General features: G+C 44.1%; 23 protein-coding genes. 10 read left to right on the forward strand and 13 right to left on the reverse strand.

Annotation, left to right across the window (positions count from 1 at the left end; genetic code table 11):
• The first annotated feature begins 210 nt into the window (after window positions 1-210).
• Window positions 211-690 (forward strand): Dps family protein, encoded by a 480-nt coding sequence (locus tag R8O11_RS11735; RefSeq protein WP_005388254.1) that lies wholly within the window; start codon window positions 211-213, stop codon window positions 688-690.
• Between the two features lie 108 nt (window positions 691-798).
• Here the strand turns inward: R8O11_RS11735 and R8O11_RS11740 are convergent, their stop codons facing one another.
• The 5 genes from R8O11_RS11740 to R8O11_RS11760 form a co-directional block, all read right to left on the reverse strand.
• On the reverse strand, window positions 799-1,413 hold the full coding sequence (locus tag R8O11_RS11740) for an HAD family hydrolase (protein ID WP_005442617.1): 615 nt from the start codon (window positions 1,411-1,413) through the stop codon (window positions 799-801).
• A gap of 142 nt (window positions 1,414-1,555) precedes the next feature.
• Window positions 1,556-2,632 (reverse strand): PQQ-dependent sugar dehydrogenase, encoded by a 1,077-nt coding sequence (locus R8O11_RS11745; RefSeq protein ID WP_222716918.1) that lies wholly within the window; start codon window positions 2,630-2,632, stop codon window positions 1,556-1,558.
• 149 nt (window positions 2,633-2,781) lie between these two features.
• Window positions 2,782-3,930, reverse strand: coding sequence for an L-threonine dehydrogenase (yiaY, locus tag R8O11_RS11750; protein WP_005375581.1), 1,149 nt, complete (start codon window positions 3,928-3,930; stop codon window positions 2,782-2,784).
• A 333-nt stretch (window positions 3,931-4,263) separates the two neighbouring features.
• Window positions 4,264-4,914 (reverse strand): isoprenoid biosynthesis glyoxalase ElbB, encoded by a 651-nt coding sequence (gene elbB / locus R8O11_RS11755; RefSeq protein WP_318194171.1) that lies wholly within the window; start codon window positions 4,912-4,914, stop codon window positions 4,264-4,266.
• A gap of 12 nt (window positions 4,915-4,926) precedes the next feature.
• On the reverse strand, window positions 4,927-5,076 hold the full coding sequence (locus R8O11_RS11760; protein WP_017634379.1) for a hypothetical protein: 150 nt from the start codon (window positions 5,074-5,076) through the stop codon (window positions 4,927-4,929).
• Window positions 5,077-5,196: 120 nt separating this feature from the next.
• On the opposite strand from R8O11_RS11760, the gene yddG reads away from it, so the two are divergent.
• The gene (gene yddG / locus R8O11_RS11765) at window positions 5,197-6,099 is read left to right on the forward strand and encodes an aromatic amino acid DMT transporter YddG (protein WP_005389394.1); all 903 of its coding nucleotides are present in this window, start codon (window positions 5,197-5,199) and stop codon (window positions 6,097-6,099) included.
• Window positions 6,100-6,250: 151 nt separating this feature from the next.
• Here the strand turns inward: yddG and R8O11_RS11770 are convergent, their stop codons facing one another.
• Together R8O11_RS11770 and R8O11_RS11775 are read right to left on the reverse strand one after the other, a co-directional pair.
• Window positions 6,251-7,144 carry a cation diffusion facilitator family transporter gene (locus R8O11_RS11770; protein ID WP_053303754.1) on the reverse strand — a complete coding sequence of 298 codons (894 nt, stop codon included), beginning with the start codon at window positions 7,142-7,144 and terminating at the stop codon, window positions 6,251-6,253.
• Between the two features lie 176 nt (window positions 7,145-7,320).
• Complete coding sequence (locus R8O11_RS11775; RefSeq protein ID WP_115386719.1) at window positions 7,321-8,199, reverse strand: LysR family transcriptional regulator; 879 nt, start codon at window positions 8,197-8,199, stop codon at window positions 7,321-7,323.
• A 171-nt stretch (window positions 8,200-8,370) separates the two neighbouring features.
• On the opposite strand from R8O11_RS11775, the gene R8O11_RS11780 reads away from it, so the two are divergent.
• The gene (locus R8O11_RS11780; RefSeq protein WP_017821100.1) at window positions 8,371-8,946 is read left to right on the forward strand and encodes a class I SAM-dependent DNA methyltransferase; all 576 of its coding nucleotides are present in this window, start codon (window positions 8,371-8,373) and stop codon (window positions 8,944-8,946) included.
• Window positions 8,947-9,101: 155 nt separating this feature from the next.
• Here the strand turns inward: R8O11_RS11780 and R8O11_RS11785 are convergent, their stop codons facing one another.
• On the reverse strand, window positions 9,102-11,069 hold the full coding sequence (locus R8O11_RS11785) for an acetoacetate--CoA ligase (protein WP_318194172.1): 1,968 nt from the start codon (window positions 11,067-11,069) through the stop codon (window positions 9,102-9,104).
• A gap of 222 nt (window positions 11,070-11,291) precedes the next feature.
• On the opposite strand from R8O11_RS11785, the gene phhA reads away from it, so the two are divergent.
• Entirely contained in the window at window positions 11,292-12,086 is a 795-nt protein-coding gene (phhA, locus tag R8O11_RS11790) for a phenylalanine 4-monooxygenase (protein WP_318194173.1), read from the forward strand.
• Complete coding sequence (locus R8O11_RS11795) at window positions 12,076-12,414, forward strand: 4a-hydroxytetrahydrobiopterin dehydratase (protein WP_005375563.1); 339 nt, start codon at window positions 12,076-12,078, stop codon at window positions 12,412-12,414. Before phhA ends, R8O11_RS11795 begins: the two co-directional genes overlap by 11 nt.
• A gap of 71 nt (window positions 12,415-12,485) precedes the next feature.
• Here the strand turns inward: R8O11_RS11795 and R8O11_RS11800 are convergent, their stop codons facing one another.
• Entirely contained in the window at window positions 12,486-14,255 is a 1,770-nt protein-coding gene (locus tag R8O11_RS11800; RefSeq protein ID WP_318194174.1) for a choice-of-anchor I family protein, read from the reverse strand.
• Between the two features lie 199 nt (window positions 14,256-14,454).
• Between R8O11_RS11800 and R8O11_RS11805 the strand changes: the two genes are divergently transcribed.
• Window positions 14,455-14,799, forward strand: coding sequence for a HopJ type III effector protein (locus tag R8O11_RS11805; RefSeq protein WP_005375560.1), 345 nt, complete (start codon window positions 14,455-14,457; stop codon window positions 14,797-14,799).
• 38 nt (window positions 14,800-14,837) lie between these two features.
• Here R8O11_RS11805 and R8O11_RS11810 read toward each other — a convergent pair whose 3' ends face one another.
• Window positions 14,838-15,146, reverse strand: coding sequence for a cysteine-rich CWC family protein (locus tag R8O11_RS11810; RefSeq protein WP_318194175.1), 309 nt, complete (start codon window positions 15,144-15,146; stop codon window positions 14,838-14,840).
• Window positions 15,147-15,290: 144 nt separating this feature from the next.
• Here R8O11_RS11810 and R8O11_RS11815 point away from each other — a divergent pair, with 144 nt between their 5' ends.
• Window positions 15,291-15,506 carry a DUF3820 family protein gene (locus R8O11_RS11815; RefSeq protein ID WP_005375557.1) on the forward strand — a complete coding sequence of 72 codons (216 nt, stop codon included), beginning with the start codon at window positions 15,291-15,293 and terminating at the stop codon, window positions 15,504-15,506.
• Between the two features lie 40 nt (window positions 15,507-15,546).
• The gene (locus R8O11_RS11820) at window positions 15,547-15,792 is read left to right on the forward strand and encodes a hypothetical protein (RefSeq protein ID WP_033906842.1); all 246 of its coding nucleotides are present in this window, start codon (window positions 15,547-15,549) and stop codon (window positions 15,790-15,792) included.
• Between the two features lie 169 nt (window positions 15,793-15,961).
• On the opposite strand, the gene R8O11_RS11825 is transcribed toward R8O11_RS11820, so the two are convergent.
• Window positions 15,962-16,570, reverse strand: coding sequence for a LysE family translocator (locus tag R8O11_RS11825; protein ID WP_033906843.1), 609 nt, complete (start codon window positions 16,568-16,570; stop codon window positions 15,962-15,964).
• 161 nt (window positions 16,571-16,731) lie between these two features.
• Here R8O11_RS11825 and R8O11_RS11830 point away from each other — a divergent pair, with 161 nt between their 5' ends.
• Window positions 16,732-18,090: a PLP-dependent aminotransferase family protein gene (locus tag R8O11_RS11830; protein WP_033906844.1), complete on the forward strand. Its 1,359-nt coding sequence runs from the start codon at window positions 16,732-16,734 to the stop codon at window positions 18,088-18,090.
• Window positions 18,091-18,345: 255 nt separating this feature from the next.
• Here R8O11_RS11830 and R8O11_RS11835 read toward each other — a convergent pair whose 3' ends face one another.
• The gene (locus tag R8O11_RS11835) at window positions 18,346-19,326 is read right to left on the reverse strand and encodes a DMT family transporter (RefSeq protein ID WP_050550103.1); all 981 of its coding nucleotides are present in this window, start codon (window positions 19,324-19,326) and stop codon (window positions 18,346-18,348) included.
• Between R8O11_RS11835 and R8O11_RS11840 the strand changes: the two genes are divergently transcribed.
• Window positions 19,325-20,215, forward strand: a complete 891-nt coding sequence (locus R8O11_RS11840; RefSeq protein ID WP_081886426.1) for an AraC family transcriptional regulator — start codon at window positions 19,325-19,327, stop codon at window positions 20,213-20,215. The two genes, R8O11_RS11835 and R8O11_RS11840, sit on opposite strands and share 2 nt — an antisense overlap.
• Here the strand turns inward: R8O11_RS11840 and R8O11_RS11845 are convergent.
• Window positions 20,199-21,002 (reverse strand): alpha/beta fold hydrolase, encoded by an 804-nt coding sequence (locus R8O11_RS11845; protein WP_033906845.1) that lies wholly within the window; start codon window positions 21,000-21,002, stop codon window positions 20,199-20,201. The two genes, R8O11_RS11840 and R8O11_RS11845, sit on opposite strands and share 17 nt — an antisense overlap.
• Window positions 21,003-21,105: the final 103 nt, after the last annotated feature.

Consider the following 21,105-nt stretch of genomic DNA (forward strand, 5'->3'; position numbering starts at 1 on the left):
TTGTTGGATGATACGCCGATATTCGTCTACTTGCTCATTGGATTTAGCTATTTAAATCATAGTTAAAACCAAATTTTCTTCACCAAGCCGGAGTTGTAATATGACTCCATCGGCAGCAAATACTGCAAAAGAATTTTTAAACTTTATACCAATCCCGGTAAGAGAATCGTTCGTTACTACGATTGGTATCATCCTCCTAGGAGCAAGATTATGAACAAACAAGTAAGCCTAATTGGTCTAGACAGCGAACAATCAGCACAACTAGCTCAACAGCTAAATCAACTGCTAGCGCATTACCAAGTGTTGTACATGAACTCTCGCGGTTACCACTGGAACATTAAAGGTGCGCAATTCTTCGAACTGCACGTAAAATTTGAAGAGATCTACACGGATCTACAAACAAAAATCGATGAGCTTGCAGAGCGTATTCTAACTTTGGGTCATACACCAGCGCACGCATTCAGCAACTACTTGGAAGCAAGTGAAATTAAAGAACATCAAAACGCGACTTCTGGTGAGGAGTGTGTACAAGGCCTAGTTCAAGGCTTTAGCGTTCTACTTCTAAAACAGCGTGAGATTCTACAAAACGCGGGTGAAGCAGATGACGAAGGTACAGCGGCATTGATGGGTGACTACATCCGTGAGCAAGAAAAATTAATGTGGATGCTTAACGCTTACCTACAAGGCTAAGCAGCGCATCACCCAAGCAATCCTTGGGAACGCATGAAACAATCGGGAATAAGTCATAAGGGGCACGTTGGTGCCCCTTTTTTTGTTTGCGTATTTTATATGTGTGCTTTATTTGCGTGGTAAGGACTCGAAATGGCTCAATAAATCACTGAGTTCATTAAGCGCCAACGAGGCTGAATCATTGAAGGTTTCTTGATTACCGTGATGAACAAGGCAAGAGGGCATCTGCGCGTTATACGCTGCCTGTAAGTCATAGAGGTAATCGCCGACATAAAGCACTTCATCAGGCATCAAACGCCACTCTTTCGCCAATACTTGCAGAGACAAAGGGTCTGGCTTGGGCGGGAAGCATTCACGAGTGATGACTCGCTCCACAGAGATTTGGTTGTGCTCTAGTTTGCGCTGCGTAGCGATTTGGCAGTTGCGCGTCACGATAGCGGTTTTGATTTCATTTTGATGCAAGTGGGCGAGTAATTCATGGCAGCCAATCATTGGAGCAGACTGCTCAGCATCAGAAATCTCGTAATCAAATATCACGTTATGAGCGTGCTCTCGATGATGAGGATGCTCAAGTGCGTCGACAAAATCCAATAGATCTTCACTCTGCGGACAACCTAGCTGTTGTCGCAATTCGCCGAAGTTCATATCAGAACTCACCAAGGTGTTGTCTAAATCAAACACCACGGCTTTAATTTTATCGAGCTGTAAAGGGAATGGAATCATAATGACCTCGTACAACTTAACCGAACTATCGTTTTAAAAAACAAAAGGTTATTGTTAAGTTTAGATTCTTCTGCTTAGATTGTACGAAAATAAATCACTAGTACGTCACAAATTAAATAGTCTTAACGATTTTAGTGTTCGATTACCTTTCCTCAAGACGAAAGATTTTGCCGCTGTCGGTAGAAAAGTAGATATAACCATCGGGGCTGATGGTTATATCTCTTACTCGCTCACCAAGATTCTCCATCAATCTTTTTGATTCGGTGAGCTTGCCATTCTCAATAGAAACCACGTTGATGTGCGCCAGCTTCAAGGCACCGGCGAGGATCTTTCCGTCCAACTCAGGGTACTTATCGCCACGGTACAAAATCATGTTACTTGGTGCGATAGAAGGGATGTATACCAGTCTTGGATCTTCCATTCCCGGTAACGACTTAGCTTCACCGACGTCCAACGGTCCCCAATATTCTTTACCATGAGAGACTTTTGCCCAGCCGTAGTTCGCGCCTTTCTTGATTAGATTAATTTCATCGCCGCCGCGTGGTCCATGTTCAATAGACCACAGCTGTTTTGTTGCTTCGTCGTAAAACATACCTTGTGGGTTGCGGTGCCCGTAACTCCATATCTCAGGAAGAGCTTGGGAAGGTTTGAATGGGTTGTCTTGTGGAACCGAACCATCAAGGTTAAGGCGCAGAATACTGCCAGCATGGGTTTGAGTGTCTTGCCCATTATCACGTTCGCCACGGTCACCGATTGAGAAATAAACTTTGTCGCCAACAAATGAAAGTCGACTGCCGTAGTGACGCCCTGTGTCGGTGATGGCATCAGCAACAAAGAGATCGTTCCAACCCACAAGTTGATTGTTTTGCAATTGCGCCGTCGCTAACGCCACCGTATTGCCTTTACTCGTGCGCTTGCTGTAGGTAAAGAAGAGTTGCGGGTTTTGCGTATCGGCATTCGGTGCGAGTGCAACATCCAATAAACCAGCTTGTCCACTGGTGTTCACATTGGGGACGTTAAACAGCATTTGAGGTTTGCCTGTGGTGATATCCAGCAACGAAACCGTACCGTTTTTTTCATTGACGATAACGCGTTGGTTATCTAAGAACTCGATCCCCCAAGGGATCTGAAATCCATTCGCCACTTCGTTGGCGCGGTATTCGGCAGTGTTGGCAGAAAAGGATAAACAAGCGAGTAGAGTAGCAGCAATCGTTCTCATGGTTCCTTCCAATATGAATCGTGTTAATACTTAAAAGCTAACACTAAAAGACTATGTTTGGCAGAGATTCACTTGTATATGAATGTAAAAAATCCCCGATACGAGATCGGGGATTGAATTAAGGCTAGAGAATTGTTTAGCTAGCGAGATTACATCGCTTCTTCGAAGATCTTAGAGATTTCTTCGTGAGTTGCTTGTTTAGGGTTAGTGAAACCACAAGCGTCTTTCAGTGCGTTGTCTGCTAGTGTTGGGATGTCTTCTAGTTTCGCACCAAGCTCTTTAATACCTGCTGGGATACCCACATCTTTCGCTAGAGTAACGATAGCGTCGATTGCTGCCGCTGCACCTTCTTCAGCAGACATGCCTTCTACGTTTACGCCCATTGCTTTCGCTACATCACGTAGACGCTCAGGACATACTTGCGCGTTGTAACGCTGTACGTGAGGTAGAAGAATCGCGTTACAAACACCGTGTGGAAGGTCGTAGAAACCACCTAGCTGGTGTGCCATTGCGTGTACGTAACCTAGAGAAGCGTTGTTGAACGCCATACCCGCCATGAACTGTGCGTATGCCATTTGTTCACGAGCTTCTAGATCTTCACCGTTTTTCACTGCTGTGCGTAGGTAAGCTTGGATAAGCTCAATCGCTTTGATTGCTACCGCATCAGTGATTGGTGTTGCCGCGATAGATACGTAAGCTTCAATCGCGTGAGTTAGGGCATCCATACCTGTTGCCGCAGTTAGCGAAGCAGGTTTAGCGAGCATTAGCTCTGGATCGTTTACCGAGATAAGCGGTGTTGTGTGCTTATCAACGATAGCCATCTTGATGTGACGCTCTTCGTCAGTGATGATGCAGAAACGCGTCATTTCAGATGCAGTACCTGCCGTCGTGTTGATTGCGATAAGTGGCATCATTGGTTTTGCAGACTGGTCTACGCCTTCGTAATCTGCGATTTTGCCGCCGTTAGAAGCAACAAGCGCGATACCTTTCGCACAGTCGTGTGGTGAACCACCACCTAGAGAGACAACGAAGTCACATTCGTTATCAGTAAGAAGTGCTAAGCCGTCGTTAACGTTGCTGATAGTTGGATTTGGTTGAGTACCATCAAACACAACGGTTGCTACATCGCGCTCAGTGAGAAGGTCTTGAACTTGTTTGACTACACCGATTTGGTTAAGGATCTTATCCGTAACGATCAAACCTTTTTTAAAGCCTTGAGATTGGATGCTGTCTGCTGCGTCTTTCAAACAACCAGCGCCCATTAGGTTTACCGTAGGGATAAAAAATGCACTTGTCATATTGGATAGCTCCGTCGTTATTTTTAATAATCTTTCTTAATTTGCCATTTACTGTCGCACATTCGTTTCCAGATTGAAGTTGATCTGAAGCAAGTTTACCTACTTAGAGGTACTTGCAAGAGAAAAACTGTGACAGTGATCTTGTTGCACTGCGTATAAGTGCAACACTGATATAAAGTAGAACAAATATGAAACTATGGACGCAAACGATTGGCGGAAATTGACTTCTGACGCGGATATATCTCTAAATTCGACTAAAGTATAAAAAATCCCCATTAATAACTTAATTATCAATGGGGATAGGGAAGTGTTTTATAAGCTAACTACTAATAATTAAGCTATTTTAATCAGTTTTGATACTAATTTTTCGATACCTGAAGCCGCTTGAGAGATATTCTCTGCCAACATGTAAGCAGGGGTTGAAAGTACGAGGTGTTTTTCATCAAAAATGATGCCTTCGACAGGGCACGTGGTGTGTTCACCGCCCATTTGATTAAATGCTATTGAGACTGCCTCATCGTTGCCTACCGTTCCTTTCACGCCTTGCTCATAAATCATCGGAATAATGACAGGAGAAATACACAGATAGCCAGCTGGTTTCTTCGCATTAGCAAACGCGCGACAAGCTTGAGCTACGTGTGTGTTAATGGAGCACTCCGCACCTGAAACGGCGAAGTCGGTTAAGTTTTTCGCAGCACCAAACCCACCTGGAAGCAGTAGGGCATCGTATTCATCGACGTTAAGTTTGGCGACATCGTCAATATTTCCGCGTGCAATACGAGCTGATTCGATCAATACGTTACGTGTTTCATCCATTTCGTCACCAGTTAGGTGATTGATGACGTGGAGTTGGTCAATGTTAGGTGCAAAGCAGTGCCAAGTTGCACCTGCCTTCTCGATGGCGTAGAGCGCCAACACTGCTTCGTGGATCTCAGAACCGTCGTAAACGCCTGAACCACTTAAAATGACTGCGACTTTTTTCATGTTTGGATTCCTTTACTCTGAACGTTCCTTAGATTGCTCTTCGCTATCTAGACCATGCGTTTCCGAATGTGTTTTAACGTTTTCACTCTCGTTGTCATCTTCATCATAGTAGCGCACAACAAAGGGTGTAAGCATAACACTAGAGGGCAGAAAATGTTTCATATCGACTCCAACGGCTTAATAGAATGATTTTTATACTGATTTTTATAAAACAGTACGTTGAACCTGATCATTTTTGAGTTAAGCTGACGTTTCCTTTGGCATTCGTGAGTGGTAGGTCACATGAAATCAGTGCAATTTCGTTTCACACTTTATGGTTGTATCGCGATTCTCTCTTGGAGTTGTCTGCTTGGCATCGCGAGGTTGGTTACGGAGAGTTTAGGTCCTGTAGGCGGGGCAGCCATGTTGTACTCTCTTAGCTCTGTTTTCCTTCTTATCGTGGTCGGTATTCCAAAGTTGTCTTACTTTTCTCCCAAGTATCTTGCGCTTGGTGGTGCGATGTTCGTCTGTTATGAAATATTTCTCGCTCTATCTTTGGGATATTCCAACTCGCGCGCGCAGGCAATTGAGGTGTCGATTGTCAATTACCTTTGGCCCGCACTGACGGTTTTATTTGCGGTCCTTGGCAGCAATAAAAAAACAAACTGGTTGCTTTATCCCGCAGTTACGCTGGCGTTTGTTGGGGTTGCTTGGACTGTGAGCGGTGAGAATGGCTTATCCATAACTCAGATCATGTCCAATGTTAGTAGTAACCCTCTGGTGTATTTTATGGCTTTCGCTGGCGCGGTTATATGGGCTTTTTATTGCAACTTAACCCAAAGGCAGCAATCTAAACATAATGCGATTACCCTGTTTTTTATTGCAACAGCTGTTTCGCTTTGGGTCAAATACGCGTTTACGGATGAGCCACCAATGACATTCAGTTGGGAAGCGATGGGGTACTTAGTGGCCTCTGCGGCTTTAATGGCTGGTGGTTATGGTTTATGGAATATCGCGATCGTTGGCGGCAATATGGTTTTTCTCGCCACCTTGTCTTACTTCACACCCATTTTTTCCGCTTTATTTTCTTCCATTATTCTTGGCGTAACTCTGAGCCATAGCTTTTGGCAGGGCGTTGTGATGGTAACGGTGGGCTCGCTGATGTGTTGGTTAGTCACCAAAGAGAAGCGCGAAGCGGCTGGGTAAGTTACCAACGAGATCAGAGAATTTAAGTGAGCAACGAACAGATCTCCCTTGCGAGCTGTATTCGAATACGAAGAAACTAAATCGAAAAAATTAAAAAAGCTCCCGAGATTGGGAGCTTTTTATTGAGTTTTAACGGCTCTTTGGTGGCACTCTAATAAGCGACGTTCAAGTGTAGTTGAAGCTTGAATCTGTGCTTCGACAGTCGCTTGATAAGCTGCTTACGAGTGTGCTCTAGTGTATCAAGCTCCAATGTGTCGTCATCAATATGTACGTCCACATTTACTCGTAGCTCTTGGCCAACCTTCGTTACGCCAGCCAGTTTCAATTGATGCTCAGTTACTTTTTCAATCTCAAGAACATCTTTGCCAACGCTCTGACACAGCTCTTTGCTTGGTGCCATCATTAGTAGTTCACGTAAGGCACCTACTAGCATATCGAACGGTACTTTGAGGAAGTAAAAGCCCATTAAAACCATCATCATGGGGTCGGCATATACCGCATACTCAGAGAATGGCGTTAGTGAAACAGCCCAAGCCGAGATAAATCCTACGGTCACCGCCACACTCAACAAAGTATCCATTTGCCACTGTTTTTTCTCCGCTTCAATCAAGCCTGATGAGAAGCGGCGGCTGCGTTTCGCCATAAACCACCAAGCGTAACCACAACCGATAACATTCACGATGCCGAATAAGGTCGCAATAGAAGCATCGACCTCGCGACCTCCAGACATCAATGCTGATATCGCAGAGTAGAGAGAGAAGCTTACAACCACTAAAATGACGGCTGCTTTTATCGCAATAACGATTGGTTCTAAGACCGCTTTTCCAAATGGGAATACAGATTTTGAAGGCTTGTTAATATAGTAAGAAGCGGCCAGTGACAATAAAGTTAACAGTAAGCTGACCAAAGAGTAAACACCGTCAAAAACGATGACAATTGAGCCTACAAGCAAGCCAAGTACCATACCACCAGCAGCGAACCCAGATGCCAAAAGGGCTGAAATGGTTAGAATACGGTTTTCGTTTTTGCTTGTCCTGTCACACATAAAAGATGCCTTTGAATTTTAATACCTTACTATTCTTCGCTCATAAGGTAATTTAGGCAACCACAAAGTGACCAGTAACTAATCTAAAAAATTGCGCTTTTATTTATGTTCTTATAAAACAACGGCTTACTGTGGTTTTTTGGTGTCAGTAAAATTGACGCTCACTGATAAAATGTTTAGAAGTCAAATAAATACTCGCTCAATTTATCTGCTAACCACGTCATTGCAGGGTGCTCAGCATGGCCGTTAGGTGAAAACATACAGTAGTCTTCTTGCGTCAATCCGTATGTGTGTTTGATAACGGCGAGCTTCTGCTGACGAAGGTAATGGCGGATTAATGGTTCTGGAAGCACGCCCCAAGCGTCTTCTTCTAAGATGGTGTTCAGCATGTAGTCAAAACTCGAAAAACCAATATATCGAGTCGAGAAAGGTTGCAGTTCAGGGTTGTCTTTCTCATTTAGGTACACCATTAGTGCTTGCATTTGACTACGTAGATCTTCGTCTGAGACACGGCGCATCTTACTTAGGCGGTGTGCTACACTGCATACTGACATCATACGTATCTTGCCTAATGGGTTATATACGATACGAGGATCGTCTACTCGCTCATAATCAACGCCGAAAGCAAAATCTACTTGGTGGGTACTGACCAAGTTGGCTAAGTCGCCACTGGATGCCAAGATTAAGTTGAAGGTTGTTGAAGGAAAGCGGTTATTCAATGTATGAGATAATTCTTGCCAGAGATCATCAGGTAAGGAGTCGTCACGTGCTACCCAAACTTCCGCGTTAAACCCTTCCGAGATTTGAGCGCAGGTCTTTCTGACCCGTTGTGCGATGATAAGTAGGTGTTCGCAATCTTTGTAAATGGCTTTCCCAGCTTCAGAGAGGGTGAGCTGGTTGCCAGTTCGGTTAAACAATTCAACGTCGAGATCTTTCTCTAATGCCTTAATCGACATACTGAGTTTGGTACGATTGCAGTCGAGTTGCCTTGCCGCTTCAGAAACAGAACCACACTCAGCGATGGTGCAGAAGGCTTCTACTTGAGTTAAGTTCATGATTTGACACAACCAATAAATGAATTCAAATAATTTGGGTATTATGCAGATGCGCTCCCAAAGCCATGAAAGATTATCGAAAAAAACGCGAATCCGCTAGATAAGTCTATGGTCTTTTAACGGTTTTGCGGTAATCTATGTGGGTTACAAAAAGTGAACATGGAGGCCACGATGGCACAAGATTGGGACGGCTTAGCAAAAAACTGGGAATCAAATCCAGCAACAGAGCAATTTGCGCAGTCGGTGTTTGAGCAGTTACAACAGCTAACTCAGCTTGATGGCATTAAAGTACTAGATTTTGGATGCGGAACAGGGCAGTTAAGTCAACGATTGTCACCGATGGTTAAAGACATCGTAGCATTAGACGCATCGGAAGCCATGATTGAGGAACTCGATAAAAAAGAGCTCGTCAATGTAGAACCTGTGGTAGATGCATTATCTCGCGGCTTGGTCGCTCAGCACCCTGCGTTTCGTGGACAGTTCGACTTGGTGGTTGCATCATCAGTTTTAGCGTTCGTGGAAGACTTAGACGCGTCATTAACGATCTCGCATTCTCTACTTAACCACGGCGGTTATTTTGTTCATTTTGATTGGATTGCAGAATGTGAACAAGACGGTTTTACCCTTGCGAAGTCTGAGCGTGCACTGAAAGAAGCGGGTTTTACTGAAGTTGAATCGCAACACGTTTTTGACATTACGTCTGATGGTAAAACAATGTCGGTATTAATGGGGCTTGGCCGTCGCTAATACCGCTGAATAAAGAACAAAAATTGACAAAAGCGAGCTAACAAGCTCGCTTTTTTCTTATCTGCTGAGGGTATGTGTAACTTTACTTGTTCTAAACAAGTCGTCGTGGTGCAGGCAAGGACATACTCGAACAACTAAGTCTTCGGAGGTTATTTTTAGACGATTATCCTGCGTATCTCCTCCAGCACTTCAGGGTTGGCTATTGCGCCTAAATTTTCGACGTTTCGGTTGTTAACGACTTGCTTAACGGCTAACTCGACCAGCTTTCCTGAGCGTGTCTTAGGTATATCGCTTATTGCGTAAATCGCACTAGGTACATGCCTTGGAGAACATGCAGACTTTAGCTGTGCTTTGATGGAAGCGATCATCTCGTCATTGAGCTCTACCCCTTTGACTAATTGGACAAACAGCCATATTTGTTCGTTGCGATCGACTTCTTTTCCTACTGCGATCGAATCTAGAATACCGTCTATACAGTTCACTTGCTGATAGATTTCGGCCGTGCCGATTCTTACGCCACCGGGATTCAACGTGGTATCACTTCGACCATAAAACACGTATCCCCCAACGCGAGTCTGTTCAACATCATCGCCGTGGTGCCAAATATTGTCGAACTTATCCCAATAAGCGCGATGATATCTCTCACCGGTGTCGTTCCAAAAGCCAGCAGGGAAGTTGGGTAATGAATTGGCACAAACCAACTCACCGCGCTCTCCTATTACGCTATTACCTTGTGGGTTAAAGACTCGGACATCGACCCCTAACCCTGCTGATTGGCACTCTCCTCGATAAACGGGAGAAATAGGGTTGCCTAATATAAAGCAGCCACAAATGTCTGTTCCGCCAGAAATCGAGGCGAGGTGTACATCTTCTTTAATGTGCTGATAGACATAATCAAACTGTTCTGGATACAGAACAGAGCCCGTTGAGCAAATAGTTTTCAGACTTGGAAATGCATCACTTTTCTGCGGAGAAAAAGATGCTTTTTCCAGCGCCTCTAGGTATTTTGCTGAGGCTCCAAACAGCGTCACTTCGGCTTGTTCTGCGAGGTCCCAGAGCACATTATGAGTGGGGTAAACAGGGCTACCATCAAAAATCACCAAACATGCACCGCTCGCGAGTGAAGAAACGTGCCAGTTCCACATCATCCAACCGCAGGTCGTGTAATAAAACACTCGGTCGTTCGGTTGGATATCGCAATGCAGTTGATGCTCTTTCAAGTGATTAAGCACCGTTCCGCCGACGGAATGAACGATGCATTTCGGTTTGCCTGTTGTGCCTGAAGAATAGAGCACAAATAGCGGATCGTTAAAATTCACACGAGTAAAAGTCAGCGCTTCGGGGGTGTATTGATTCAGGACATTTTGCCAATCTTGGGTGCAGACATCGCATTCAAAAATGTGTGGTTTAAGGTAGCTAATTTGGCAAACTTGTTTAAGACCATCAAGATGATCCGCAATATGCTGGTTTTTCTTAGACATATCGAAAGTTTTGCCATTGAATGTATAGCCATCACAAGTAAACAGGATTTTGGGTTTCACTTGACCAAAGCGCTCCAAAACGCTTTCGACGCCAAAATCAGGTGAGGTGGAAGTCCAGGTCGCCCCTAAACTGGTGGTTGCTAGCATAGCTATTACCGTTTGAGGTAGGTGAGGTAAATAACCAGCGACGACATCACCTTGCTTAATTCCACATTCTTTCAACCATTGCTGCACACTCGAAACTTCTTCGCACAATTGTTTCCAGGTGTAGGTCTGTTTTTCTTCACGTTCATTTTCAAACCAAATCGCGAGATCATCGGGTTGGTGACACGCGTAGGTTAGCAAATTTTCGGCGTAGTTAATTTGCGCGTTTGGGAACCATTTTATATCCCTATTTTCAACAGGTTGCTGCCAGCGACTTTCTGCTCGCTCTTTTATGGTCTCTCCCTGAGTGCCAATGACGTCGCAGAATAGCCAAACTTCCTGCCAAAATTTTTCTACATGATCGAGTGACCATTGATGCAGATCAGCGAAGCTTTCAAGGGTATTTCCTTGTCGATTAATGTGTTCAATAAACTGTGTAATGTTGGCTTCTTCGATACGACTTTCGCTCGGTTGCCATACTTTGCTGCTCTCGCGCATAGGCCCCTCTATAACAAAGTGATAACAGGTTTTAGTGTGAGAGGAATACAGGATAAAGTCAAACAAGCCAGATATTATATCGTGTCATAAAAATCATGCAGTTACGATGGATTGTAAACAATATGTTACATCAGGATAATGCTGAGAAAATCGTGCAGGGATTGGAAGCTCTTAAGACTACAGATAGGCTTAATGTAAAGGATTTGTTAATGGAGGTGAGCCATGACCCAGTATCGTTCTAAACCCGTAAACCAGGAAGGCAGGGTTGAATGGAGCCGTGAAGAAGACGCCATTTGGCGAGATTTGGTAACACGACAAATGGGTGTGATCCAAAACAGAGCTTGTGAGGCTTATTTACACGGTTTGACGCTGCTTGATTTACCTCAAGACCGCGTTCCTCAGTTGCCAGAAATTAATCGTGTCTTGATGGAGACAACAGGTTGGCAAGTGGAGCCCGTTCCCGCGCTTATTGATTTCGACCGATTTTTTAATCTACTCGGTAATAAGCGCTTTCCAGTCGCCACATTCTTGCGTACAAGAGATGAGTTCGATTACTTACAGGAGCCAGATTTCTTCCACGAAATATTTGGTCATTGCGCGATGTTAACCAACCCAGACTTTGCTGCATTTACCGAGCATTATGGTCAACTAGGGCAAGCCGCTACCCCAAAACAAAGAGCCTATCTCGCTCGTCTCTACTGGTTTACTGTAGAGTTTGGTTTGGTGAAAGAAGGGGACAAAACCAAAATTTACGGTGGTGGTATTCTTTCATCTCCTGGCGAAACCCTCTACGCATTAGAGAGTGATGCAGCAATTCGTGACCCATTTGAATTACAAACAGTGCTGAGAACGCCTTATCGTATCGACATCATGCAACCGAAGTATTACGTGATTGATGACTTTTCTCTGCTTTTTAAAATCAGTCAGTTAAATTTATTGAAACAAGCCGATCTAGCGATTGAAGCTGGACTGCTTCCTCCACTTTTTGAACCAAAGGAACCTGCTCATGTTGAATGAACAAAAATGCGAAGCTTGTAGTATCGATGCCATTGCACTAAGCAAAGAAGAACAACAATCTCTGCTGCTGCAATTGTCTGATTGGCAGATCATTGAAAGAGAAGACATACCTCAACTAGAAAAGGTGTATAAATTTAAGAACTTCAAACAAGCATGGGCTTTCAGTAACAAAATCGCGGAACTGGCAGAAGATGAGTTCCACCATCCTTCTATTTTGTTGGAATGGGGTAAGGTTACCGTAACGTGGTGGAGTCACTCTATCAAAGGTCTGCATAAAAACGATTTTATCTGCGCATCAAAGTGTGACGCGCTAGCATCGGCAGAGTAGGACATAACCTCATACAAAAAAACGCCCGGCTTACGTCGGGCGTTTTGGTTCTAAATGACTTTTACATTACTTTATAGATTGATTCGGAAGACGGATGTCGTGCCCGATACCTCATTGCCAACGGCGATAAAATGACCACCATTACGGGTAAAGTAATTAATGGATTCTGGGCCTAAATCGCCTGCTTTTGGATTGTATGTGTCGTTCATGCATTCGCCATCTTCCACTTGTGTACACACTGGCTGATTGTAATCACGGCGGTTGACGTAATGCATAAACTGCGCTTGTTTCGGGTCTGTGATGTCATAAATCATGATACCGCCTTGACGCTCCAAGCCGATAAACGCGTAATGACGACCGTTAATTTGTGCTACTTCAATCGCCTCTGGCTCAATACCTTTATCATCACTTCGGTCATCGCCACTATTATTGTTATCGTTGGTGCTGTTGAAGTTCTTGCCTTCATTCAGCAGCGCGATAGTCGCGAAATCGTCACCACTATCGAAGACCAACTTGCCGTTTTCATCCCAAATCGAGAATGAACGCGCGCCAAATGATTGAACATTCTCTTGTGCAGAAAGCGTTTGTTCCGGCTTAATCACTTTTAAACGCGCGAGTTGCTTGTTGTCTTTTAGTGCCTCTGCCAATGGGTGTTCTGCTGCTACTTTCAGCTTCTTACCGCGCACTTCATCAATATGGCTTAAACAGGTTCCTTGCTCAGATGTGTATTCATCTGTACCGAGGTAATCGTCTTCATCCCACATAAAGCCAGCTTTGTCGCACAGTTCTTGAGTGGTTTTGAATCCGTACTCACGCCCGTCGCCTTCATTTGCCGATACGATGTAAGTACTCCCATTCACTGAGTAGCTGTCGATAGTGTCAGGCATAAATAAGCCAACCAGTTGTGGGTAGCTTTTCAAGTTCCCAATGATTTTGTCTTTGTTGGATGCATCGAGTTTAGCGCCCGACCAAGACTTCTCACCCAAGCCAACAATTCGCTCTACTGATTTGCTCTCTGGATTGACGATTGCCATGGCGTTATTTTCTTGTAGCGCGACATAGATTTTGCCGTTATCTGCAAAAGTGAGGTATTCCGGCTCTAGATCTTGTGCGATGGTGGCGTTTGCCCCCGAAATACGCACATTCTTTGGAAGCTCTGCTTTTCGTGAATCATCAAATTCGTTAAAGCCAATTTGTGACACTTCTGCTTGAGTAACACCAAGGCTCAGATCGATCAAAGTGATACTACCTTCAGGGTCAATGCTGTAATCGCTGTTTGGTTCTCCTTCATTAGCGGTTGCGATGTATCGGCCATCTTTAGAGAAGCCAACCATGTCTGGCAATGCGCCTGTTGGAAACGTCATGACTAATGACAAATCGTCGGAGCGGTACAAGCCAACAATACCATTCGCTTGTTTATTACTGTTTTCAATCGCAACAGCTACCAAACCATTGAATACAGCGACACTGTTTGCTGCGCCAATTTCAATGCCCGCTGCTTCGCCAGCGCTGTTGAGATCAATGAATGCGCTTTGCGTTGGTACGCCGTTGTCATCCATAGAAAGTACATCGATACGTTTTGCTTGAGCATTCACCACATAGAGCTTATCTGTACAGGCGTCATAACTCACGATTTCAGCTGCCGATGTGTCGAATGGAGCATCAGCAACGGATGTTCCGATAAACGTTAAACCTTGAATTGACGTTTCCCCAGTAACGGGTGCAGTGGTAGGTTTGCATTGTGTAGCGAATGAAGCCACGGTATCTTCGGGTTGTGATGAACACGCGATGGCAAGTGATGACAATGCGAGTACACCGATTGCCTTTAAAGGGGTGATCATGATATCTCCTTATCAATCCGATAGGTTGTCAATCAGCATGGGTTTTATGCTGCTGTCCATTTCCGCAATTGGAATGATAGAGCGCTGAATGACGTTTGATTTGGTAAGGCTCTGAATATATGTATGATTGATGACTCTTATATTGGCTTTTTATGAAACTAATGTGTCATCAATATGATGAAGTAGGGATAGAGGAATAATGGAATTAAAATCGTTTTTAGATTTATTGGCAGCGTCACCAGAGCAGGTCGAATTTGAAGCAACGATGGCGGTGATCGAAGATAACTATACGTTTGAGCCAACCGCTTTTGTAAATGGTGAGACACAAAACAATGCAGGCGAGAACAACGGTTCGTGTAAGATCTTCGCTTTCGGTTTGCTAAACAACCTAGACAAAGAAGCGACGCTAGCCTGCTTTGGCCGTTTTTATCGTGAAGATGTATTGCAGCATCCAGAGAACAGCGATCACCAGAATATCCGTAATTTTATGGTGACAGGGTGGGAAGGCATTAAGTTTGAAGCGTCCGCTTTAACCGCTAAATAAACACCAGTCAGAAAACGATGATCAGTAAGCCAGTCGCATTACGGGACTGGCTTTTTTTCTAGACATTTTCGGCACAAACACAGCTGGTTGGCGCTTGGCTTGGGTAAATCACGGGTTTCAATAGTAAAGCACCAGCATGTCTCTTTGCCTGCGGCGATATCACAATGGGCTTGAGTCCCGCATTCAGGACAACTGTGTGTTGAATCTTCTCCTGCGATTTGTTCGATAATCGCATCTCGTTGGAGATCGGTTTTGTCTTTCCATTGGATGATTTCATCCATCGTCCGGTGACAACCAGAGCATATTCCGGCGTTATTTTTACATGCAGCTCGACAAGGTGACTTCATTGCTTTCTCGTTCTCATTTTTTATGCCGCGTACTCTAGCACAAAGCGAGTCAAGGCCGCCAAAAATAAACGTGACTGCGATTTGCTGGTGAGGAGGGAGAACCAGTGTTACCCTTGGACGAGTTACCTTAACTCTCTGTCACTTATGTTAGAAAAAGAAAACCTCATTAAACTCGCTAGAATGCAAATGCCATTTGGGAAATATGCAGGGCGAGTGTTAATCGACCTGCCTGAAGAATACTTACTGTGGTTTGATAAAAAGGGCTGGCCAAGCGGCGAGCTAGGGGATTTGCTCAAGCTATGTTTAGCGCTCAAAATTGAAGGCTTAGATAGTGTCGTGAAGCCTTTGAAGCGTATGTAACTAGCCACAGAAACTCCCACTCTTAATGAAAAGACTTATTATGAATTTTGATATCGATGCACTGAAACATCACCAATTGGTCGAAGATGGTAAACTAGAGGGATGTTACATTCATCAGCCAGCTCAAGGTAGCCAACACAATGACAAAGCTGTTTTGGCAGAGCGCCAAGCGTTGGAAAAGTTGGGATATAAGGTAATACAGCTTAAAGCTAAAGGCGGGACAACAACGTTTGCCGAGGCGATGCAAAAGCTTGCGAAGGAAACTGGTCACCTGCCTAAGGAGTAAGTGAGTGTAACCTGCCACAGCCTTACAAGTTCTCCCACCAGACTATTTTTTCATTCAAAAGAGCCAGACCGTTAGGCTGACTCTTTTTGGCCCCAAAGTGTGTTACGCCTCGAAATGCGAATTTAGATAATTGGCAATTTTATACATACAAAACTCTGCTCTTTGCCATTCAGGCAGAGTGCCCCAAAACTGGTAACAATGATATGAATGTTATCGTCGCTAGGCTGATGTTGAACACGCGCTGTCTTAATACGGTATTGAGATAAATACGAATTTTTTTACCAACCCAGACCCAAGTAATATTTGCAAACAGTCCGAATGTCGTAAACACGAAAGTAATCAATGTAACAGAGAACCAATAGTTAGAAGGGAGACTATAACTTGTGACCAAAGCAAGTGATGCCATCCAAGCCTTCATATTACCCAGTTGAAACAACGTAGCCTGAGTTACGTTGATTGGTTTGCTTTTAGTGGGTTTGCCTGCGAAATGGTTAGTACATAGCAGCTTAATCATCAGCCAGAACATGTAAACCAGACCGATGTATTTTATAGCGAGATACCAACTTGGATGAGTTTGTAGGGCAACACCGACACCACATGCACAAAGCAGAATTAACCCTATTACGCCAATACGGATACCAATTAGGTGTCGCCATGATTTCCTTATACCAAATTGTGCCCCTGAGTTGGCGAGCAATAAGTTATTTGGGCCGGGTGTTATGGCGGTGACAAACGCAAATAAACTCATCGCTGGAGTTAGGTCCCATAATGTTGTCATTTCTTTTCTTCTCAAATTAGTGCTGATAAGCCAAGAATAAAGGGATGAAGTGAGAGAGACCTACAGTTAATGCGTCATGGTGACAATTCTTTGATTTCATTTTCGTCAGGCCTTATTTATCCTGAATACAAGAGTTAATTGTACCCCTTCGGAGAGAGACAATGTTAGTCCCTGATATATCGGGTCGTTCCGGACCTAAGTTTATGGCACTGGCTGAAGCGATTGCAGAGGTGATAGAGAGTGGTGAACTCGAACCAGACACTAAATTACCTCCTCAGCGTATTTTATCTTATCGCTTAGGTGTGACGGTTGGAACGGTGACGAGGGCATATAGGGAGCTAGAGCGGAGGGGCTTAACGGAACCAAAAGTAGGAAGCGGTACTTATGTACGTAACAGAGAAACTGAACTGAACCACTTTTATCATCCGGTATTGGAAGAAAAAGGCATTGATCTGGCACGTTGCCGACCTTTGCTATTATCGCAGCCGAAATTTCTTGCGAATGCGTTGAAAGAGCTATCACACGAGGAAATTGCGCAGGCAGCCGTGCTGGATTACTACTCCGCTGATGGCATTCGGGGTCATAACGAGACTCTTCGACAATGGCTGATGACCAAATTCAATATCGATATTGATGCACGGCGTCTAGTGTGGACTCATGGAGGGCAACACGGGATATCGTTGATTATTCAATCTCTAAGCCGCCTTAAAGATACAATTCTTGCTGAAGGGCTGTGTTATCCAGAGTTCATCTATGCATGTCAGCAATCCGAACGAAAGCTAGTGCCAGTAAAAGTCGATGAACATGGATTAGATCCAGAAGATCTGGCTTTGCACTGTAAGAGGCATCGCCCAAAACTGCTTTATCTTACGCCGGGAATACAGAACCCGACCGGAGCTCAGTTAACGGATAGCCGAAGACTAAAAATCATAGAGATATGTCGTCGTTACAATGTGTTGATTATTGAGGACGATGTTCTCTACTGCCCACCGTCTCATCGAAAGAGTCCCTTAGTTGCTATCGCTCCAGATATTACCTTATACGTGGGCAGTTTTTCTAAGTACTTTGCAGGTGGATTGCGGCTGGGTTTCATCATTCTGCCTTTGTCGTTCAAAGATTTACTGCAACGTGCGCTACGAGCCAGTTGTATGTATGTTAGCCCTTTGATAATCGACCTTGTTTGTCGTTGGTTAACTAGCGGAGCTATGCAAGCCGTGGACAAAGAGATAGCGATGGAACTCAGTGCACGTCATCGGATCTGGAAGGCAGTATTTCCCGAAATCCAGATTGGTGTTCCTGGTTACAATGTGTGGCTACCTTTGCCTGAGCCATTAACAGGATATCACTTTAACCAGTCGTTGTTGAAACATGGTGTCAGAGTGAGGGAAGCGGAAATGTTTGCTGTGGGTCGGTATGAAGTGCCGGCAGCAGTGAGGATATCACTTGCAGGTCCATTAAGCCGATTACAATTGCAATCAGCTTTAGATATCGTAAGAGAGCAAATCAAACGGTTAACTTAAGTTTCATAGTTCACATGGATTGCTCAATATCTAACTATTCAATGCTCTATTAGGATTGAACACACCGATATACATAAAGTGCTCGAAGTTGTGCTCAAAGTCTCAAAAGTTACTTGAAATCTGAAACTCGCTTAGACGTCTTTTGGGCAGCATCGAGTTGATTCATCTTTGTCGAGAACCTTCACGTTGAGTACTTTCCAACGCAAAAGTGCCCCAATGTGTTTCAGCATTCTACAACCCCACATACTGAGCTATTCACTTTGGGCTACTTTTTCTAATGCTTGATGAGCCTACCTTTAACTCTGATGCTTTATTCTTAGCTTGTTGCAAGCGATGAATTTTTCTTAACACCCAGCTAGAACTATTGACGACAAAGATACCAGAAAGGATGAAAACTGAGCCTATCAGGAATTGCTTATCGAGGTGTTCTCCCAGCAAGATGTAACCAAAGACCACACCAAACAATGGTGTCATAAATGAGAGAATGCCAATTTGTGACGCTTGATAACGGCCCAGCAGCCAAAACCAGACTAAAAAGGCCAGAAACGACACGATTACTGATTGAAATATTAGATTAACCCACACCATAGGTGTCGAATTAAAATGCCACTGTTGAGTTACGGTAGAGGTCATCGCCAGTAAAACAAATCCAACAATGAGTTGATAGAAGACCACTTGTTTTGCTGGTACTTTCGAAAGGGAAGTACATCGCACAATCACCGTTGTCAATGACCAGGCTAAGGCAGCCAGAAAAGCAAGAATATCTCCGATGAACGTACCTGAGGCATCCATTGAACTCGGTTCCCAGAAAATGATGCCGATACCGGAAAACGCAATCAGAATCCCACCCCATTGAAGTAACGACATTCTTTCTGATGGAACAAATAAATGAAGGATTAAAGCGGTAAAGATGGGAGAACTATATAGAAACACAACGGCGTGAGCTGCGGTCGTTCGGGTTAGAGCTTCTCCCAATAAGAAAAATTCCAATGCAAAGAAGATTCCCGCAAGAATTCCATATTTTATTGCACCGGATTCAGAGACAAAACGTTCTTTTTTAAAACGCATGTACGTTAGGATCAAAACGGCTGCAAATAATGAGCGTAAAGCAAGTTGGACGATTGGAGCCATGTCAGTACTGACGGCTTTAATGGCGACTTGCTGCCCTCCCATGATCATACAAAAGATGACCATCAGAGAGAAGGAGGTGACATCGATAGCTTGTCGTTGTTGCATGATTGTTTATCTTCTGGTGATTGTTGTTAATATTTATATTGCCTGTGACGCATTCAAAACATATAGTTTAAAACTGACATGCAACCGCGCAGAAGTGACACTTTGGGTTATGAAAAAAAATTGCAGTTTAGTTCCATTTCAAAACCACATCCCTGAGCCGATGTATTTTCGCGTCGCGGAAATTCCTGCCGATTCGAGTTATCCTAACCACAGTCATCCTTGGGGAGAATTTGTCTATTCTTACAATGGCGTTATGGAAGTGAGGATCGGTAGACGCTCCTACTTGGCTCCGTCTCAGTATGGGATTTGGCTTCCACCGGGAATCGAACATCAAGGTTTCAATCAATATGAGGCAACACATTGTTCGTTATATATTGAGCCGTCTTATGCTAACGCATTGCCAAACAGAGTATGTGCTTTACAAGTCACCCCATTGGTTCGCTCCGCGCTTGAACATTTAAAACAATTTTTACCAGTGTCGCCTTATTCGGCCGAGCAAACTCGCCTAATTCGGGTTATTTACGATCAACTTAAGCAGACTAATTCTATCGAGAGTTTTTTACCTTCGACTGATGATGCAACGTTATCGCGGGTACTTGACCATATCGAAAATCATCTTGATCAAGACATTCCTCTTAAAACGCTGGCTTCTCATTTTTACGTTACAGAGCGTACTCTCATGAGAAAAAGCAACAAAGAATTGGGGATGCCGCTCACGGAGTGGAAGCAAAAGCTTAAAGTACTGAAAGCCATGAATCGATTGGAGTCGGGCGATAGTGTTGAAGTTATCGCCCTTGAGCTGGGTTATTCCAGTTCGTCTGCGTTTATCGCTATGTTTAAACGAATCATGGGAGTGACACCAAAAGAATACGTTAAGATGAACGTATAATATTTTGAGCAATATGGCTCCACATACTGACAGGGTTTGAGTACATAGGGAAATGCCCGCAGTACGGTATTTCTGCCAGTTTTACGCCTTGGCTCTCAATATGAGATAAGTAGGACAGATCTTGATTCTGCTCCCCATACATGAACATCTTAGGGCAAGGTAAGTTAAGAAACTTATCCATCAATTCACCATCATCAGACAGTTCAACCATAGACGTAAAGATAGGTTTAACGGCATCTGCTCGTACTTTGTGGCGCAAACTAGCGGAATACAAGGCACTTGCGTAGTGTGGTGCATGGCGAGTTCGCATAATAAATTCATCAAAAAATTCTGCTGCGTTGTCCGATGGATAATTGATAATCTGGCGGCTCAGAAAACAATCTTCTGGTGCTATGTTCCCTTCAATATCGGTGAAGCTGAGAACGCGGTTTGGGTACTGATGTGCCAGCATTAACGCGGTTAACCCTCCCATGGAATGTCCCACAAGATGAAACCGTTTGAACCCAACTTGATCCAGTATCGCAATGGCTGTTTTCAGCAGAAAAGGGATCGTCACGGATGTGGGGTCGCTACATTGTGTTTCGCCGCATCCTGGTGCGTCGTAGGCAAGAAAAGGATGACCGTTAAACTCTGCATAGTAAACGATGTCGGCGTAATCTTCTTTGGTGGAACCAAATCCATGGAGAAAGACAATCGGAGCTTTTTCGCCCGATCTGGTTATCGCGGAAACGCTAAGGTGTACACCTTCGATTAAAAAAGGGAAACGTTGGCTTGAAAATAGCTCCATACAATACTCACATCTGTTGTTGATGTTGCCAATGTACAGCTTTTGATTGATAGTTGAATTCTAATATTAGTATCTATGTGATACGAAAATAGAATTAGCAGTA

It is taken from the genome of Vibrio sp. 1288 (assembly GCF_033344475.1).

What these genes read in the sequence shown, in the direction of transcription:
- R8O11_RS11735 (WP_005388254.1), top strand. Translation starts at nt 211, where the DNA reads ATGAACAAACAAGTAAGCCTAATTGGTCTAGACAGCGAACAATCAGCA.
- R8O11_RS11740 (WP_005442617.1), bottom strand. Translation starts at nt 1,413, where the DNA reads ATGATTCCATTCCCTTTACAGCTCGATAAAATTAAAGCCGTGGTGTTT.
- R8O11_RS11745 (WP_222716918.1), bottom strand. Translation starts at nt 2,632, where the DNA reads ATGAGAACGATTGCTGCTACTCTACTCGCTTGTTTATCCTTTTCTGCC.
- yiaY (WP_005375581.1), bottom strand. Translation starts at nt 3,930, where the DNA reads ATGACAAGTGCATTTTTTATCCCTACGGTAAACCTAATGGGCGCTGGT.
- elbB (WP_318194171.1), bottom strand. Translation starts at nt 4,914, where the DNA reads ATGAAAAAAGTCGCAGTCATTTTAAGTGGTTCAGGCGTTTACGACGGT.
- R8O11_RS11760 (WP_017634379.1), bottom strand. Translation starts at nt 5,076, where the DNA reads ATGAAACATTTTCTGCCCTCTAGTGTTATGCTTACACCCTTTGTTGTG.
- yddG (WP_005389394.1), top strand. Translation starts at nt 5,197, where the DNA reads ATGAAATCAGTGCAATTTCGTTTCACACTTTATGGTTGTATCGCGATT.
- R8O11_RS11770 (WP_053303754.1), bottom strand. Translation starts at nt 7,144, where the DNA reads ATGTGTGACAGGACAAGCAAAAACGAAAACCGTATTCTAACCATTTCA.
- R8O11_RS11775 (WP_115386719.1), bottom strand. Translation starts at nt 8,199, where the DNA reads ATGAACTTAACTCAAGTAGAAGCCTTCTGCACCATCGCTGAGTGTGGT.
- R8O11_RS11780 (WP_017821100.1), top strand. Translation starts at nt 8,371, where the DNA reads ATGGCACAAGATTGGGACGGCTTAGCAAAAAACTGGGAATCAAATCCA.
- R8O11_RS11785 (WP_318194172.1), bottom strand. Translation starts at nt 11,069, where the DNA reads ATGCGCGAGAGCAGCAAAGTATGGCAACCGAGCGAAAGTCGTATCGAA.
- phhA (WP_318194173.1), top strand. Translation starts at nt 11,292, where the DNA reads ATGACCCAGTATCGTTCTAAACCCGTAAACCAGGAAGGCAGGGTTGAA.
- R8O11_RS11795 (WP_005375563.1), top strand. Translation starts at nt 12,076, where the DNA reads ATGTTGAATGAACAAAAATGCGAAGCTTGTAGTATCGATGCCATTGCA.
- R8O11_RS11800 (WP_318194174.1), bottom strand. Translation starts at nt 14,255, where the DNA reads ATGATCACCCCTTTAAAGGCAATCGGTGTACTCGCATTGTCATCACTT.
- R8O11_RS11805 (WP_005375560.1), top strand. Translation starts at nt 14,455, where the DNA reads ATGGAATTAAAATCGTTTTTAGATTTATTGGCAGCGTCACCAGAGCAG.
- R8O11_RS11810 (WP_318194175.1), bottom strand. Translation starts at nt 15,146, where the DNA reads ATGAAGTCACCTTGTCGAGCTGCATGTAAAAATAACGCCGGAATATGC.
- R8O11_RS11815 (WP_005375557.1), top strand. Translation starts at nt 15,291, where the DNA reads ATGTTAGAAAAAGAAAACCTCATTAAACTCGCTAGAATGCAAATGCCA.
- R8O11_RS11820 (WP_033906842.1), top strand. Translation starts at nt 15,547, where the DNA reads ATGAATTTTGATATCGATGCACTGAAACATCACCAATTGGTCGAAGAT.
- R8O11_RS11825 (WP_033906843.1), bottom strand. Translation starts at nt 16,570, where the DNA reads ATGACAACATTATGGGACCTAACTCCAGCGATGAGTTTATTTGCGTTT.
- R8O11_RS11830 (WP_033906844.1), top strand. Translation starts at nt 16,732, where the DNA reads ATGTTAGTCCCTGATATATCGGGTCGTTCCGGACCTAAGTTTATGGCA.
- R8O11_RS11840 (WP_081886426.1), top strand. Translation starts at nt 19,325, where the DNA reads ATGATTGTTTATCTTCTGGTGATTGTTGTTAATATTTATATTGCCTGT.
- R8O11_RS11835 (WP_050550103.1), bottom strand. Translation starts at nt 19,326, where the DNA reads ATGCAACAACGACAAGCTATCGATGTCACCTCCTTCTCTCTGATGGTC.
- R8O11_RS11845 (WP_033906845.1), bottom strand. Translation starts at nt 21,002, where the DNA reads ATGGAGCTATTTTCAAGCCAACGTTTCCCTTTTTTAATCGAAGGTGTA.